Raw genomic sequence first — 14,323 nt, 5'->3', positions numbered from 1 at the left:
GGCGAAGGTGAAATCCCAGCTCTCGATCCGGGTCGGCCGATCCGGGAAGGTGGCCGAAGATGTCGTACCAGGTGGGCGTGTTCGTCGGTAGTCTCTCGAAGGTCTCGATCAATCGCAGGCTCGCAAAGGCGTTGCTGCGACTCAGCTCCGGGAGCAACCTGAAGCTGAGGGAGATCCCGATCGGGAACCTGCCGCTCTACAACCACGACTTCGACGCCGACTATCCGCCCGAGGGCCTGGCGTTCAAGAAGGCGATCGCCGCGGTCGACGCGCTGATCTTCGTCACGCCCGAGTACAACCGCTCGGTTCCCGGTGCGCTGAAGAACGCCATCGACTGGGGCTCGCGGCCATGGGGCCAGAACTCGTTCGCGCACAAGCCCTCCGCCGTCATCGGCACCTCGCCCGGCAAGATCGGCACCGCCGTCGGTCAGCAGCACCTCCGCAGCATCCTGTCGTTCGTCAACTCCCCCGAACTGGCGCAGCCCGAGGCGTACATCCAGTTCACCGAGGGCCTGATCAACGAGGACGGCGAGATCACCGACCAGACCACCGCGGCCTTCGTCGCCGACTGGCTGGAGAAGTTCGAGGAGTTCGTCTGCAAGGTCGTCAGCGTCAACCCCAAGCCGTCGTAGACGTCGCTGCAACCGTGACAGCGGCGGAGTCGGTTCAGGACCCGCCGTCGACGAATTCGAGCACCATGACGGGAATTCGCCTGCCGGTCGCGCGCTGCTGGTAACTGGCCCGGCCCGGGTACACCTCGAGGTCGAGCGCCCACAGCCGCTCCCGCTCGGGCCCCTCCGCCTCGTACGCTCGCACCGCCCGCGGCTCGCCGCCGTCGATCGTCAGCGAGGCGTCGGGATGCTTGACGAGGTTGTGGTACCAGGCCGGATTGCCTTCCTGCCCGTAATTCGACGCAATGACCACCAACCGACCGCCGTCCGGAACCGCGACCAGCGGCACCGTCCGCGGCTGCCCGCTGCGGGCTCCGGTCGTGGTCAGCATCACCATCGGCAGTCCGGTCAGGATTCCGGTGAAGGTCCTGCGGCCCTTCGTCATCCGGAAGACCGTGGGGTCGATCCGGTGCAGCGTCCTGGCGTACAGCCAGGAGATCGGCGCGATGCTTCCGGAGGCCCGCATCATCTTCTGCAGGACGTTGGCGTCGCGGTAGCTGTAGGTCACCGGGCCAACACTACCGCCGCCTCCGCGGTCAACGAGGAGAACGTCAGCGACTCCTCGAGGTACAGCGTCACCTCGGTCGCGGTGTGGCTGTCGTAGCCGATCGACAGGTCCGTGCCGAGGGTGAGCTGGTTGTCCCCGCCGCGGGTCGAGAGCACGTACCCGCCGCGCACCGCGGGCGCCCAGACGATGTCGTCGACCAGATCCTTGAGGTGGTGGAACACCGGGTGGCCCTCGTCGCGGGTCTCGCTGACCGCGGTGTAGGCGTCCGCGTCCAGCACCACCGAGTACGGGCCCTCGACGCCGGCGAGGCGCAACGCCGACAGCGCGGAGACCACCGCGTCGGGCACCGCGAGCGGGTCCGCGGGCAGTTCCAGGGTCGGGTTGCTGCTGGACGGTCCGAGTCCCCGGATGCCCGCCTCGTCGAAGCCCGCGAACACCGCGCGATCCTCGGCGAACGCGATTGCCTTGGCCGCGTCCTTGACCGGCTGCCAGTCGGAGTCGAGCGCGCCGCGGTCCACGTCGTCGATCTCGGCGCGACTGAGCGTGAACGGGTACCGCAGTTCCACCAGGGGGTGCACCTCCCGCAACTGCGCGCGAATCCTGCTGTCCGCCGAGCTGATCGGCCGCACCCGGCCCAGATTGTGTGCCGAGTACGAGTACCCGAACGGGCCGGCGACGTCGACCACCCGCCTGCCCGCCACGTGCCGCTTGAAGGTCCGCGCCGCCTCCTCACCGATCTGCTGCCAGGCGGCCTCGGTGACCGGCGCCAGTTGCCGGTGCAGATTGCTCGAATCGGTCATTGCGCGACTCCTCTGAGTTCACCGATGTTCAGGGACAGTTGGTGGCGGGGCTCGACGTCCGACTTCGTGTCGACCTCGGGTTCGCGTGTAGCGGAGAGTGATTCGAGGACGTCGAGGCTCGGCACGAAGAAGAGGGTGCCGGTGACGGCGGTCGAGAAGTCGAGGATCCGGTCGTAGTTGCCCGGCGGATCGCCGAGGAACATGTGCCGGAGCATTTCCTCGGTCACCGCGGGGTCCTTCGCGTATCCGATGAAGTACGTGCCGAATTCGCCCGCGGCGAGGCTTCCGAACGGCATGTTGTCGCGCAGGATCTCCCGTTCGGTGCCGTCGTCGTCGACGAGCGTGTTGAGCGAGACGTGCGAATTCGACGGTCGCTCGTCGTCGTCGAGTTCGACGTTCTCGAGCTTGGTGCGCCCGATCACCCGCTCCTGCTCCTCGGTGCTCAGCGCCGCCCACCCGGCCATGTCGTGCAGGTACTTCTGCACGATCACGTAGCTGCCACCGGCGAAGTCCGGGTCGTCCGTGCCGATCAGGGCCGCGGACCCGGCGTCGACGCCGGTGGGGTTCTCGGTGCCGTCGACGAAGCCCAACAGGTCGCGCGCGTCGAAGTAACGGAACCCGGTGACCTCGTCCACGACCGTCGCGGCGCCGCCGAGTGCGGTGAGGATCTGCCGCCCCAATTCGAAGCACAGGTCGGCGCGGGCGGCCTTGATGTGGAAGAGCACGTCCCCGGGAGTGCTCGGGGCACTGTGCACCTCGCCGTGCAGCGGGACGAACGGGTGCAGCGCGGCCGGGCGCCCGGCTCCGCCGATCCGGTCCCAGAAGTCCGAGCCGATCCCCACCACGCAGTGGAGCGAGCCCCCGAGTTCGCGGAACCCGACCGCTCGTACCAGCGCCCCGGCGTCGGACGCGACGTCGAGCACCCGGGTCGCATCCGCCGGATCCGGACCCGCGACCACCACCAGGAAGAGCGCCGCCGCGCTGAGGGGCTCGAGGACGGGCTGGGGCGTGGGGCTGCTCATCTGCACTCCGCTCATGGGCACCTCGCTCATCTGCAGTCGAGAGCCGGCACTGCCGGGGATTCCCGCCTTGGCGAACGCACTGTGATCGAGCGTAGGACAACCTGCACGGCCGCGCAGGCCACGTTGGCCTCCGGTCCGGGATCCGTCTGCCGATACTGTGACCCGACAAACTTCGCATTGAGGGGGACACGGATGGCTGCGGCGCTCGGGCTGGTCGTCGGCAGCCTCAATTCGACCGTCGTCCGTCTCGACCCGGCGACTTCGCTCGCCGATTCGCCCGCCCTGACTCGACGCTCCACGCTGCGGCTCAGCGAGCTAGCGGACGGGACGGACGAGGTCGCCCTCGGCCCCGAACCGGGCGCCGACGGTGTGCTCGCGGGATTCGTCGGGAAGGTCGGCGACGTGGCCGGGGTGCCTCGGCCCGACGGAACCGCGTACCGGGCCGAGGATCTCGTCGCGATCGCGATGAGCGCACTGGTGACCCTCGCCCGCGAGGAATCCGCCGACCTGCCCGACGAACCGGGCATCGTCGCGACCCACCCGGCGCGCTGGGACGACCCGACGGTGGACGCGATGGGCGATGCGCTCGACCATGTCGGGCTCGGTGGGGTGACGCTGGTCTCCGACCCGGTGGCCGCGGTCGCGTGGCTCGAGGCCGCACAGGGCCCGCTCGGTGAGGGTGTCGTCGCGGTGTTCGACCTCGGCGCCGCCGGACTCGACGTCTCGCTGGTGCGCACCGCCACGCCCGCCTCGTACGGGCTGCTCCGACCGTCCACCTACTCCTCCCTGTTCGGCGGCGACAGCTTCGACCGGACCGTCGTCGAGCACGTGCTCGGGGCGGTCGCCGCGGATCTGGGTCCGATAGATCTGGCGGATCCGGCGACGCGGGCGGAGCTGGCGGAGCTGCGCGACCGCTGCCGCGTCGCCAAGGAACAGCTCGGCACCGCCGAGCCCGCGACGGTCGCGGTCACGCTGGCCGGAGTGGACACCACGGTCCCCCTCACCCGCGCCGAGCTGGAGGAGATGCTGCGCGGGCCGATCGAGGGTTCGCTGTCCCTGGTCGGCGAGACGATTCGAGCCCACGAACTCGACCCGGCCGAGGTGCGGACGGTGCTGTTGACCGGGGGCGGCGCGGCGATGCCCCTGGTGTCGGAACTGGCCGCATCGACCCTCGGGATCGCGACGGTCGCGGCGCCGGCACACGCCGCCGCGCTGGGCGCTGCGGTCCTCGCCTCGGGTGGTGCGGCGGGCGGTCCGCCGGCCGCGGTCGGTGCGGCGCTCGCGTCCGCCGCCACCACGCCCATCGCTGCCGCCGCGGTGCCGTCGGGTGACGCCACCGTGTCACCGTCGGGCGAAGCCGATACGGACTCGCTGCCGGTGCTGCCCGCACCGGCACCGCCGACCGCGTTCGGCGAGGCCGGGCCCGGGCAGCCGGTGTCACAGGTGTTGCCGGGCGTCGAGCCACAGGCCGCCGCGGACCCGGCGCGCAGGCGAACCCTTCTGATCGCCGCGGGCGTCGCAGGCGCGCTGCTGCTCGGCGCGATCGCCGCGGCGGCGGTGCTGCTCCGCGACGACACCGTGGGCACGCCGGTCCCGCACATCCTCCCCGCCGTCACCACCACACCCGCCGCGATCACCACCACGACGACGCCCGCCCCGGCGACGACCACGACCGCGGCGATCCCCGTCCCCACGATCGAGGTCACCACACCGGCGCGCATCACCGTCGCCCCGAGCACCACCGAGGCCCTGCCGCCGGTGGTGGTCCCGCCGGTGGTGGAGCCGCCCCTGCCGACCGTCACGACGCCCGCCGCGACGACGACCACCACGACAACGACGACCACGTCGACCGCCACGACAACGACCACCACCACGACCACCACCGAACCGCCGGCGCCCTGATCGACGAACCTTTCGGCGTAGCACCTTGATTGATCTGCGATAACGGCCGGAGCGTCGGGCTTTGCCCTAAGGTGGAGCGCTGACAACCGTCCGCTCGCAACGAAGGGTCTTCATGCGTCTGCCGCTGGCGTTCCGCGCCGCCATCCTGGCCTCGGCCACGCTCCTCCCGGTCACCGCTATCGCACAGGCCGCGCCGCATGAACACCTTTCGACCGAAAAGCAGGCACAGGAGTTACCGGCCGACCTCGTCGAGGCCATCTCCCGCGATCTGAAGCTGACTCCGCAGCAGTACCTGGACCGCGCCGAACTCGCGCAGCGCCTCGGCAGCTACGCGGACGGTCTGCGCACGCATCGGCCGGACAGCTACGCCGGATCGTGGTTGGGCGCCGACGGTGTTCCGGTGGTCGCGGTGACCACCACCGAGGCCGCACAGCAGGTCGCCAAGGACGGCTACGCCACCAAGATGGCGACGGTCTCCGCGAACACCCTGGAGACCGCGCTCGCCCAGCTGAACAGCTGGATCACCGGGCTTCCCAAGGACGTGTCCTCGCAGATCAACTCGACCTCGATCGACGTGCTGGACAACCAGATCGTCATCGACGTGGTCAACAGCCCGATCGGGCGGGCGCTGAACCTGCCGACGCTGCTCGCGCAGCTGAAGGTGGTGCTGACGCCGGGCGGACCGGGTCCGGTGCACCAGGGTCCGCAGGGCGGCGACACCTACGTCACCTCCGCCAAGCCGCTGTCCCACGAGACCCAGCCGGGCGACATCGGGGTGTGCTCGTTCGGGTTCAACAGCGTCGCCGGCAACGGCGACTCCTACAACATCAGCGCCGGGCACTGCGATCCCAGCCAGGAGCACGCCGGCGTCGGCGCCGGGTCGCCGGTGTACCTGCCCGACTACCAGGACGTCTCCCGCAGCACCCAGATCGGCGCATTCACCAACTCCGCGATGGGCGTGGCGGCGGACGGCCTGGACTACTCGCTGATCAAGCTGAACGGCGCCGGCGTCGCGGCCGGCCTGAACGCGCCGTCGGTGCGCGGCGCGAACGGCACCACCGTCACCGTCACCGGGACCGCCCGGCCGGTGGTCGGCGCGCCGATCTGCAAGTCGGGCCAGACCTCGACGTTCACCTGCGGGCTCGTCATCGCCGAGAGCGTGGACGCCCCGCTGCACATGGAGGACGGGACCACCCGCCTGGTGCGCGGCTTCGCCGGATCCACCTGCACGCTCAGCGGCGACAGCGGTGGCGCGATCCTGACCGGCACCCGCGCCCTCGGCATCACCAGCGGCTCGAACTCCGGCGGCGCCCCGAGCTGCACGGAGGCGAATCTCGTGCTCGCCCCGGACGGCGGCACCGCCAGCATCGGCATCCCGATCGAGAAGATCCTGGACCGCGCGAACGCGAAGCTCGGCCAGGACCTGCGGGTGCGCACCGCGAGCACACCGGCCTGACCCCCGACCCCCCGGCGAGGTCCGCACCGACACACTCGGTGCGGACCTCGCCGGTTTGGTGCCGATGGTGGGTTCGCTGGTTACCGGCACCTTTCGACTTCGCGACGATTTACCGGTCCCGGTATGCAAGCGCCGGTCGACCCCATATAGTCGAGGGACTCGATTCGGCCGTTGCCGGCTGCGTCATGTCCGCATGCCTTCGACCTGCATGCATTCGACACGGAAAGGCCCCCATGCGAAGCGTTCGCGCACGTCGTGCCGCGATGATCGGTACCGCAGCCCTGCTCCTCATCGCTCCGTCCGCAGCCCTCGCCAACGCGGAACCCGCTGCCCCGGCGCCCGCCACCCCGCTGCCCGCCGGGCTCGTGATGGCCGTCCAGCGCGACCTCGGACTGAGCCCGGAGCAGTACCTGGCGAAGGCCGACGCCGGCCAGAAGCTGGTCGGGTTCGCGAACGAGCTGCGCGCCAAGTTCCCGGACGCCTTCGCGGGCGCCTGGCTGGACCCGTCGGGCAAGCCGCTGATCGGTCTCTCCGGCGGCAAGGGCGCCGACGCCGCACGGAAGGTCGCGGAGGCGGCCGGGTACACCGTCAAGGACCTGCCGCGCAGCGAGAAGGCTCTGCAGGATCAGCTCGCGATGGCCAACAACTGGATCGCCAAGCTGCCCGCACCGCTCGCCGGCCTGGTCGGCGGCGCGGTCGTCGACACCGTCAACAACAACCTGGTGCTGCGGGCAACGAACACCGCCGAGCTCGCGGGCCTGCAACTGCCGGACTTCCTCGACGGCGCGGTGCTGGCCCTGTCGCCCGCCCTCGGCTCCGTGGCCCCGGCCGCCGTCAACAACGGAAACGCCCCGGCCGACGCGCTGCTCGGCGGCGACTCCTACGCCGCCGAGAACGCGGCAGGCGCGTTCCGTTGCTCGCTCGGGTTCAACGGCACCGACGGCAGCGGCGCAACCGTGAACATCTCTGCGGGACACTGCGATCCGAACCGCAATGCCGCCGGCACCCAGGCCGCCTCCGTCGCCTACCAGATGCCGGCCGACGGCGTCTTCGGTCCCCGATTCGGCACCTTCGCCCGCACCAATCTCGACGGCCACGACTTCTCCGTGATCCGCATCGACAACGAGTCCGCGCCGCGCTTCCAGAACAACCTGGTGCGCGTGCCCCGGCAGGCCCCGCTGGCGATCGCCGGTACCGCCGATCCGGTCGTCGGTGCGCCGGTCTGCAAGTCGGGCCTGACCACCGGGTTCACCTGCGGCACCATCAACGCGGTCGATCAGACGGTCCAGGTCGGAAAGCGGACCCTGCGAAACGGCTTCTCCGCCAACATCTGCGCCCTCGAGGGCGACAGCGGCGGCACCGTCGTCACCGGCAACCGCGCCCTGGGCATCTCCAGCGCATCGAACGTCGGCGACATGAAGTACTGCGAGGTGGCTCAGGTCGTGACGACGCTGATCGGCGATTCGCCGCAGCTGTTCGCCACGCCCATCAACGCCATCCTGGCGGACAACCCGGGGCTGAGGGTTCGCTCCTCCTGATCCACGCAGCACCCGTACGAAAAAGGTCGGGGTGAACGGTTCGCACCGTTCACCCCGACCATTTCTTTCGGTGAATCATGCCCCGACAGTTAGCGTTTGACGCTTGACGCTCGGAAGTTTCACCCATTTCCGACTGTCGATTTTCGATCGACTGGGGTCCGCTTCCACTTACAGTCGAGGGCGGTCGCCGGCACGGCCGAAGGCCCCGACCGCGGCCGACGTCTGGCTGCGGCCTCCCCCTACGCCCTCGAATATCTGTGCCCTCGCATCGAAAGGACCCCATGCGACGTGTTCGCGCGGGCCGCGCCGCCGTAGTCTGCTCGGCGGCCTTGCTCCTGCTCACCCCCGCTCTTGCCCTTGCCCATGCCGAACCCACGCCCTCGGTCCCGTCGGCCACCGCCGAGCTACCACCCGAACTCGTGACCGCCATCCAACGCGACCTCGGACTGACCGCCGAGCAGTACCTGACGCGGGCCGACGCCGGCCGACAACTCGTCGCATTCGCGAACACCCTCCGAGAGAAGTACCCCGACGCCTTCGCCGGCGCCTGGCTGGACCCGTCCGGAAACCCGGTCGTCGCTCTCGCAGACGGCACCGACAAGGACGCCGCCCGCAAGGCCGTCGAGCACCGGGGATACCTGGTCGAGGACGTCCCGCACAGCGAACGTGCCCTCCTCGAGGAGTTGAACCGCGCCAACGACTGGGTCGCCACCCTGCCCGCCCCGCTGGCCACGCTGATCGGCGCCGCCGGCATCGACGTGGTCAACAACCGCTTGGCGATGCAGGTCTCGGACACCGCACAGAACCTTGGCCTGCAGCTGCCGGACTTCCTCGCAACCGGCGACGCCCTCGTCATTCCGGTCGACCTCGGTTCGCTGGCCTCGCCAATCGACCCACCGGGCGGCCTCGCCTCACAGGGTGGCGACGCCTTCGCCGTGGGTGACCCGCCGGGCCCGAACCGTTGCTCACTCGGTTTCAACGGCACCGACGCGGCCGGCAATGCGGTCAACATCACCGCCGGACACTGTGTCGCGAACCCCGCGACGGCCGGCACCCCGGACGCCGACGTCGTGTACGACCTGCGCAAGGACACAGCACTCGGAGACAGATTCGGCACGATCGCCCGCTCGGCCACCGACGACGTCACCGACTTTGCTGTCATCCGGATCGACGACGCCGCCGCAGACCGGTTCCGCAACAACCTGATCCGGGTCCCCGGCGCGAGTTCCCTCGCGATCGACGGTACCGCCGACCCCGTCGTCGGTGCACCGGTCTGCAAGTCCGGCCGGATGTCCGGGTACAGGTGCGGCACGATCACCAGCACCGACCTCGTCATCGATCTCGGTTTCCGGATGTCGCACACATTCGCGTCGAACATATGCGTCATAGGGGGCGACAGCGGCGGCCCCCTCGTCACCGGTACCCGGGCCCTGGGCATCACCAGCATCGGCAACGGCCACGGCGCACCGGTATGCGCGATTGCCAAGGTGGACACCTTCCTCCGAGGCGACGTCCCGACGACGGGCGCGACACCGATCAACGCCATCCTCCGGGACAACCCGGGGCTGTCGGTCAACACCCACTGACGTCGCGCCGTCACCCATCGACACTGGTCGGGATGATCAATCCGATCCGACTTCTCGGTGATCCGGATCGACGACCGCGCCGCCGACCGGTTCCGCAACTACCTGATCCGGGTCCCAGGCGCACCTTCCCTCGCGATCGACGGGACCGCGGCCTCGCCGCCCAGAAGGGCGAGGCCGCGTGGGTGCTCGCGACGCCCGCCAACCTGATCCTCGCGGACAACCCCGGGATGACGGTCCGCACCAGCTAGGTCGCGCTCCGTGCACGGGCGCGGAGCGCCTTTACCGAGTGTTCACATTCGCGGCGGGACACCGGTAGAATGCCGATGTCGCTGTGGCGGTGAAACATTCGCCGCGGCAACGAAAGCTGACTGGGGGGACCAGTCGGACCCGACGCCGACGGTCACCGTCGGCCTACGAGACAAGGAAGTGCAATGGAGGCTTTGCTCCCCATTCTGTTCAAGTCGTTCGGCTACGTCGTCACCATCGCGACGAACGCGGGCAACGCGTCCTGACGGGACCGCCGTGGGGTCGACGTACATCGACTCCACGGTGCGCCGGTATCGATCCGGCCGGGCGGCTCGACGTCCAACACATACGAGAGCGGCCCGTCACCTCCGAGGAGGTGACGGGCCGCTCTCGCGTTCCGAGGTACTACTTCTTGGCGTAGACCGTGGTGCCGGGCTCGGCCAGCAGGGTCTGGCCCAGGCCGATGCCTGCGGCGACCAGGGTCGGGCCGCCGACCGCAATGGTGCCGACGATGCCACCGATACCCGCGCCTGTGATCGTGCCGATGGCGGGCATGATGAAGGTCCCCACCACCGCACCGACGATGGTGCCGATCAGACCACCCGAGGCGGTGGCGATCGCCAGCTGCGAGCTGAACGTCTGCTGCGCCTTGAGGTTCTCGTCAGGCGAGGCGATGTCCTTGACGGCCAGGCCCGCGCCGTTGATCGGCTGCGCGACCAGGTTGCCCGCGATCGGCTTGGCCTTGCCCAGGTCGAAGACGGGGGTCAGGGTGACGGTCTTGCCGTCCTCACTGACCTTCTGGTCCATCGGGAACTGCAGGGCGTTGAGCTGCCACGACAGCGGCAGGCTCACGACCGCGTGGCCGGTGCCGTCCTGCAGCTCGATGTTCTTGCCGTCGCCCGAGACCTTGAACGCACCCGCGTCGATGGTGGTGACGACGGACTTGTCGACGACCTTCGAGTCCCAGTTGATCTTCTCCGGAGCAGGCGCCGCAGGCTGCGCGTGCGACGTACCGGCACCGATGCCCAGGGCGGCAACTGCCAACATCGACGACACGGCAAACTTCTTCATTTTCATGCGGTGGATCCCCTCCGGAAGAAACAACATGGCAACAAAAGTCCAAACAACAGGCGAACCCTAGTCTGTGGGCAGTCTGAGAGACAAGGTCCGTAAGCCGGGCAAAATGATACGCGAACCGAGGTCTTCCGCGCAGGTCATACCGCGAAGTTAGGCTGACCTGCGCTGAGCTCTCCGACGGGGACGTTTTACGGTGAGCGTCAGAACATCTGTGTCGTCAGATGGAACGACCGACGACGCAAGCATCGGTTCGACGTTGAACCGTGATGCTACCGGCGGGTAACTTATCCGTCATAGACCGAGGCGCCGCCCGACACGTCGCAGGCGTTGCCGTCACAGAAGGAAAGGCCGCGACATGAACGCCCTGACGATCACGTTGGGCACGATCGGCGCACTGCTCAGCCTGGTGTGCTGGGCCTCATTCTTGAGTGGGGCCTGGACCATGGGAAAGACCGTGCAGCTCGGTCAGCCCGCCCCGGACCGCTGGCGCCCGTTCTTCCCCCGCTTCAAGCAGATGATCGTAGAGTTCATCGCGCACACCCGGATGCAGAAGTTCCGCACAGTGGGATGGGCGCACTGGCTGGTGATGATCGGCTTCCTTGCCGGCGCACAGTTCTGGTTCATGGCGTACGGCCAGACCTTCGACCCCACCTGGTCGTGGCCGCTGATCGGTGACACGTGGTGGTTCCACCTCGGCGACGAAATTCTCGGTGTCGGCACCGTCGTCGGCATCGTCACGCTGATGGTCCTCCGCCAGCTCAACCACCCGCGGGTGCCCGAGCGCCTTTCCCGCTTCAGCGGATCGAAGTTCGGCCCCGCCTACTTCGTCGAATGGGTCGTGCTCACCGAGGGCATCGGCATGGTGCTGGTGAAGGCGGGAGCGCTGTCGCTGGCCGGCCACTCCGCCTGGACCGACCCGATCACCGGTCAGATCGCAAAGATTATCCCGGCGAACGTCACGCTGATCTCGATCTTCGCCTTCGTCAAGCTGATGTCAGGCATGGTCTGGCTGTTCGTCGTCGGCCGCAACATCACCTGGGGCGTCGCCTGGCACCGCTTCTCGGCGTTCCCGAACATCTACTTCAAGCGTGAGAACGACGGCGGCGTCGCCCTCGGCGCCGCGAAGCCGATGATGTCCAAGGGCAAGGCCCTGACCATGGACAACGTCGATCCCGACACCGACACCCTGGGCGCCGGCCAGATCGAGGACTTCTCCTGGAAGGGCTGGCTCGACTTCACCACGTGCACCGAGTGCGGTCGCTGCCAGAGCCAGTGCCCCGCCTGGAACACCGGCAAGCCCCTCTCACCCAAGCTCCTCATCATGTCGCTGCGCGACCACGGCTACACCAAGGCGCCGTACCTGCTCGCGGGCGGCCGCAAGGACGTCGGCGGCGACGAGATCGGTCTGGTCGACGCCGACGGCAAGGTCGACGAGGCCGCGCTGGCGAAGATCCCCGAGGCCGCGCTCACCGAGGCCGGCCGCAAGCTCGTCGGCGAGACCGTCGAGGGCGAGCTCGCGCCCGTCATCGACCTCGAGACCCTGTGGTCGTGCACCAACTGCGGCGCCTGCGTCGAGCAGTGCCCCGTCGACATCGAGCACGTCGACCACATCATCGACATGCGCCGCTACCAGGTGCTCATCGAGTCGGAGTTCCCGTCCGAGCTCGCGGGTCTGTTCAAGAACCTCGAGAACAAGGGCAACCCCTGGGGCCAGAACTCCAAGGACCGCCTCAACTGGATCTCCGAGATGGACTTCGACATCCCGGTGTTCGGCAAGGACGCGGACAGCTTCGAGGACTACGAGTACCTCTTCTGGGTCGGCTGCGCCGGCGCCTACGAGGACCGCGCCAAGAAGACCACCAAGGCCGTCGCCGAGCTGCTCGCCACCGCGGGCGTGAAGTTCATGGTCCTGGGCGCCGACGAGACCTGCACCGGCGACTCCGCTCGCCGCGCGGGCAACGAGTTCCTGTTCCAGCAGCTCGCGATGCAGAACATCGAGATGCTGAACTCCGTGTTCGACGGCGTGGAGCAGTCCAAGCGCAAGATCGTCGTCACCTGTGCGCACTGCTTCAACGCGCTCGGCAACGAGTACCCGGAGGTGGGCGGCGACTACGAGGTCATCCACCACACCCAGCTGCTCAACCGCCTGGTGCGGCAGAAGAAGCTGATCCCGGTCGCCTCGGTCTCCGAGGACGTCACCTACCACGACCCCTGCTTCCTCGGTCGCCACAACAAGGTCTACGACGCCCCGCGTGAGCTGATGGAGGCCTCCGGCGCCAAGCTCGTCGAGATGCCGCGGCACGGCGAACGATCCATGTGCTGTGGCGCCGGCGGTGCGCGCATGTGGATGGAAGAGAACATCGGCAAGCGCATCAACGTCGACCGGGTCGACGAGGCGCTGTCCACCGATCCGAAGAAGATCGCGACCGGCTGCCCGTTCTGCCGCGTCATGCTCACCGACGGCGTCACCGCGCGCCAGGAGCAGGGCCTGGGCGAGGGCGTCGAGGTCGTGGACGTCGCCCAGCTGATGCTGAACTCCGTCACCCGGCTCGAGCCGTCCGTGCTGTCGGAGAACCTCAAGGTCGTGCAGCGCGAGAAGGTCGCCGTGCCGGTCGCCGAGGCCGCTCCGGTGGTCGAGGCGCCCGCCGCCGAGGCCGCTCCCGCCGCCGCTGCTGCCCCGGCTGCCGCGGCCCCGAAGCCCGCCGCCAAGGGCCTGGGTATGAAGGGTCTGGCCAAGGCTCCCGGCGCGAAGGCACCCGGCGCCAAGCCGGCCGCCGCAGCACCGGCCGCCGAGGCCGCTCCCGCCGCCGCGGCACCGGCCGCCCCGAAGGGCCTCGGCCTCAAGGGTGGGGCGAAGGCTCCCGGCCTGGGCATGAAGGGCGGGGCCAAGGCTCCGGGCGCCAAGCCCGCCGCCGCACCCGCCGCCGCGGCCGCTCCCGCCGCGGAGGCACCCGCCGCGGAGGCGCCCAAGCCGAAGGGTCTGGGCCTCGCCTCGGGCGCCAAGGCTCCGGGCAAGGGTCTGCAGATGAAGGGCGCCGCCAAGGCTCCGGGCGCGAAGGCTGCTGCCCCGGCACCCGCGGCCGCACCGGCACCGGCCGCCGAGGCTGCACCGGCCGAGGCACCGGCCGAGGCACCCGCTTCGGCAGCGCCTGCTGCCGCCGCGCCGCCGCAGCCGAAGGCCGGTGGGCTCGGCTTCAAGTCCGGGGCGAAGGCTCCGGGTGCGAAGAAGGCCGCTCCCGCCGCCGCTCCGGCTCCCGCCGCGCCGGCGGCACCGGTCGAGGCTGAGGACGAGGCACCCGTGGCCGAGGCACCCGCCGTGGCGGCACCCGCTGCCGCACCTGCCGAGGCCGCGGCCCCGCCGCAGGCCAAGCCCGGCGCGCTCGGCTTCAAGGCCGGCGCCAAGGCCCCCGGCCGCAAGAAGTAGCACCAGCGTCGAAGGCGCCCTCACCGAAATCGGTGGGGGCGCCTTCTCGTTGCGCGTCACACACCCGTTGGCGGGATCACACCGGCGCTGGGC

The 14,323-nt window shown here is 69.5% G+C and carries 11 protein-coding genes; 7 read left to right on the top strand and 4 right to left on the bottom strand.

All coding sequences use genetic code 11. From position 1 onward, the window contains the following. The first annotated feature begins 59 nt into the window (after nucleotides 1–59). Nucleotides 60–632: an NADPH-dependent FMN reductase gene (locus tag ACFVH2_RS22780; RefSeq protein ID WP_378427593.1), complete on the top strand. Its 573-nt coding sequence runs from the start codon at nucleotides 60–62 to the stop codon at nucleotides 630–632. 34 nt (nucleotides 633–666) lie between these two features. On the opposite strand, the gene ACFVH2_RS22775 is transcribed toward ACFVH2_RS22780, so the two are convergent. Genes ACFVH2_RS22775 through ACFVH2_RS22765 form a run of 3 tightly spaced genes read right to left on the bottom strand, consistent with a single transcriptional unit; the run spans nucleotide 667 to nucleotide 3,001 of the window. Beyond that, on the bottom strand, nucleotides 667–1,179 hold the full coding sequence (locus ACFVH2_RS22775) for a nitroreductase family deazaflavin-dependent oxidoreductase (protein WP_378427590.1): 513 nt from the start codon (nucleotides 1,177–1,179) through the stop codon (nucleotides 667–669). Further along, nucleotides 1,176–1,979, bottom strand: a complete 804-nt coding sequence (locus ACFVH2_RS22770) for a family 1 encapsulin nanocompartment shell protein (protein ID WP_378427589.1) — start codon at nucleotides 1,977–1,979, stop codon at nucleotides 1,176–1,178. Before ACFVH2_RS22770 ends, ACFVH2_RS22775 begins: the two co-directional genes overlap by 4 nt. Beyond that, nucleotides 1,976–3,001 (bottom strand): Dyp-type peroxidase, encoded by a 1,026-nt coding sequence (locus ACFVH2_RS22765; protein ID WP_378427609.1) that lies wholly within the window; start codon nucleotides 2,999–3,001, stop codon nucleotides 1,976–1,978. Before ACFVH2_RS22765 ends, ACFVH2_RS22770 begins: the two co-directional genes overlap by 4 nt. A 192-nt stretch (nucleotides 3,002–3,193) precedes the next feature. Between ACFVH2_RS22765 and ACFVH2_RS22760 the strand changes: the two genes are divergently transcribed. From ACFVH2_RS22760 to ACFVH2_RS22740, 5 genes are all read left to right on the top strand, one after another. Beyond that, a complete protein-coding gene (locus ACFVH2_RS22760; protein WP_378427587.1) occupies nucleotides 3,194–4,903 on the top strand; it encodes an Hsp70 family protein in 1,710 nt (569 codons plus the stop codon). 112 nt (nucleotides 4,904–5,015) lie between these two features. Further along, on the top strand, nucleotides 5,016–6,359 hold the full coding sequence (locus tag ACFVH2_RS22755) for a S1 family peptidase (protein ID WP_378427585.1): 1,344 nt from the start codon (nucleotides 5,016–5,018) through the stop codon (nucleotides 6,357–6,359). A gap of 233 nt (nucleotides 6,360–6,592) precedes the next feature. Then, nucleotides 6,593–7,897: a S1 family peptidase gene (locus ACFVH2_RS22750; protein ID WP_378427583.1), complete on the top strand. Its 1,305-nt coding sequence runs from the start codon at nucleotides 6,593–6,595 to the stop codon at nucleotides 7,895–7,897. Nucleotides 7,898–8,178: 281 nt separating this feature from the next. Then, entirely contained in the window at nucleotides 8,179–9,483 is a 1,305-nt protein-coding gene (locus ACFVH2_RS22745; RefSeq protein ID WP_378427581.1) for a S1 family peptidase, read from the top strand. A gap of 32 nt (nucleotides 9,484–9,515) precedes the next feature. Continuing rightward, entirely contained in the window at nucleotides 9,516–9,731 is a 216-nt protein-coding gene (locus ACFVH2_RS22740; protein ID WP_378427579.1) for a hypothetical protein, read from the top strand. 403 nt (nucleotides 9,732–10,134) lie between these two features. Here the strand turns inward: ACFVH2_RS22740 and ACFVH2_RS22735 are convergent, their stop codons facing one another. Beyond that, nucleotides 10,135–10,806 (bottom strand): ammonium transporter, encoded by a 672-nt coding sequence (locus tag ACFVH2_RS22735; protein WP_378427577.1) that lies wholly within the window; start codon nucleotides 10,804–10,806, stop codon nucleotides 10,135–10,137. A gap of 355 nt (nucleotides 10,807–11,161) precedes the next feature. Here ACFVH2_RS22735 and ACFVH2_RS22730 point away from each other — a divergent pair, with 355 nt between their 5' ends. Beyond that, nucleotides 11,162–14,230 (top strand): heterodisulfide reductase-related iron-sulfur binding cluster, encoded by a 3,069-nt coding sequence (locus ACFVH2_RS22730; RefSeq protein ID WP_378427575.1) that lies wholly within the window; start codon nucleotides 11,162–11,164, stop codon nucleotides 14,228–14,230. The last annotated feature ends 93 nt before the right edge of the window (nucleotides 14,231–14,323 follow it).

The organism is Rhodococcus sp. NPDC127527, from assembly GCF_042672245.1.
In the GTDB taxonomy this organism is placed as follows: Bacteria; Actinomycetota; Actinomycetes; order Mycobacteriales; family Mycobacteriaceae; genus Rhodococcus_G.
This window is presented reverse-complemented; position numbering and strand designations above follow the sequence as displayed.

Excerpts from the sequence above, each read along its gene's own strand:
- ACFVH2_RS22755 (WP_378427585.1), top strand. The coding sequence starts at position 5,016 with ATGCGTCTGCCGCTGGCGTTCCGCGCCGCCATCCTGGCCTCGGCCACG.
- ACFVH2_RS22745 (WP_378427581.1), top strand. The coding sequence starts at position 8,179 with ATGCGACGTGTTCGCGCGGGCCGCGCCGCCGTAGTCTGCTCGGCGGCC.
- ACFVH2_RS22770 (WP_378427589.1), bottom strand. The coding sequence starts at position 1,979 with ATGACCGATTCGAGCAATCTGCACCGGCAACTGGCGCCGGTCACCGAG.
- ACFVH2_RS22760 (WP_378427587.1), top strand. The coding sequence starts at position 3,194 with ATGGCTGCGGCGCTCGGGCTGGTCGTCGGCAGCCTCAATTCGACCGTC.
- ACFVH2_RS22780 (WP_378427593.1), top strand. The coding sequence starts at position 60 with ATGTCGTACCAGGTGGGCGTGTTCGTCGGTAGTCTCTCGAAGGTCTCG.
- ACFVH2_RS22750 (WP_378427583.1), top strand. The coding sequence starts at position 6,593 with ATGCGAAGCGTTCGCGCACGTCGTGCCGCGATGATCGGTACCGCAGCC.
- ACFVH2_RS22735 (WP_378427577.1), bottom strand. The coding sequence starts at position 10,806 with ATGAAAATGAAGAAGTTTGCCGTGTCGTCGATGTTGGCAGTTGCCGCC.
- ACFVH2_RS22730 (WP_378427575.1), top strand. The coding sequence starts at position 11,162 with ATGAACGCCCTGACGATCACGTTGGGCACGATCGGCGCACTGCTCAGC.
- ACFVH2_RS22765 (WP_378427609.1), bottom strand. The coding sequence starts at position 3,001 with ATGAGCAGCCCCACGCCCCAGCCCGTCCTCGAGCCCCTCAGCGCGGCG.
- ACFVH2_RS22740 (WP_378427579.1), top strand. The coding sequence starts at position 9,516 with ATGATCAATCCGATCCGACTTCTCGGTGATCCGGATCGACGACCGCGC.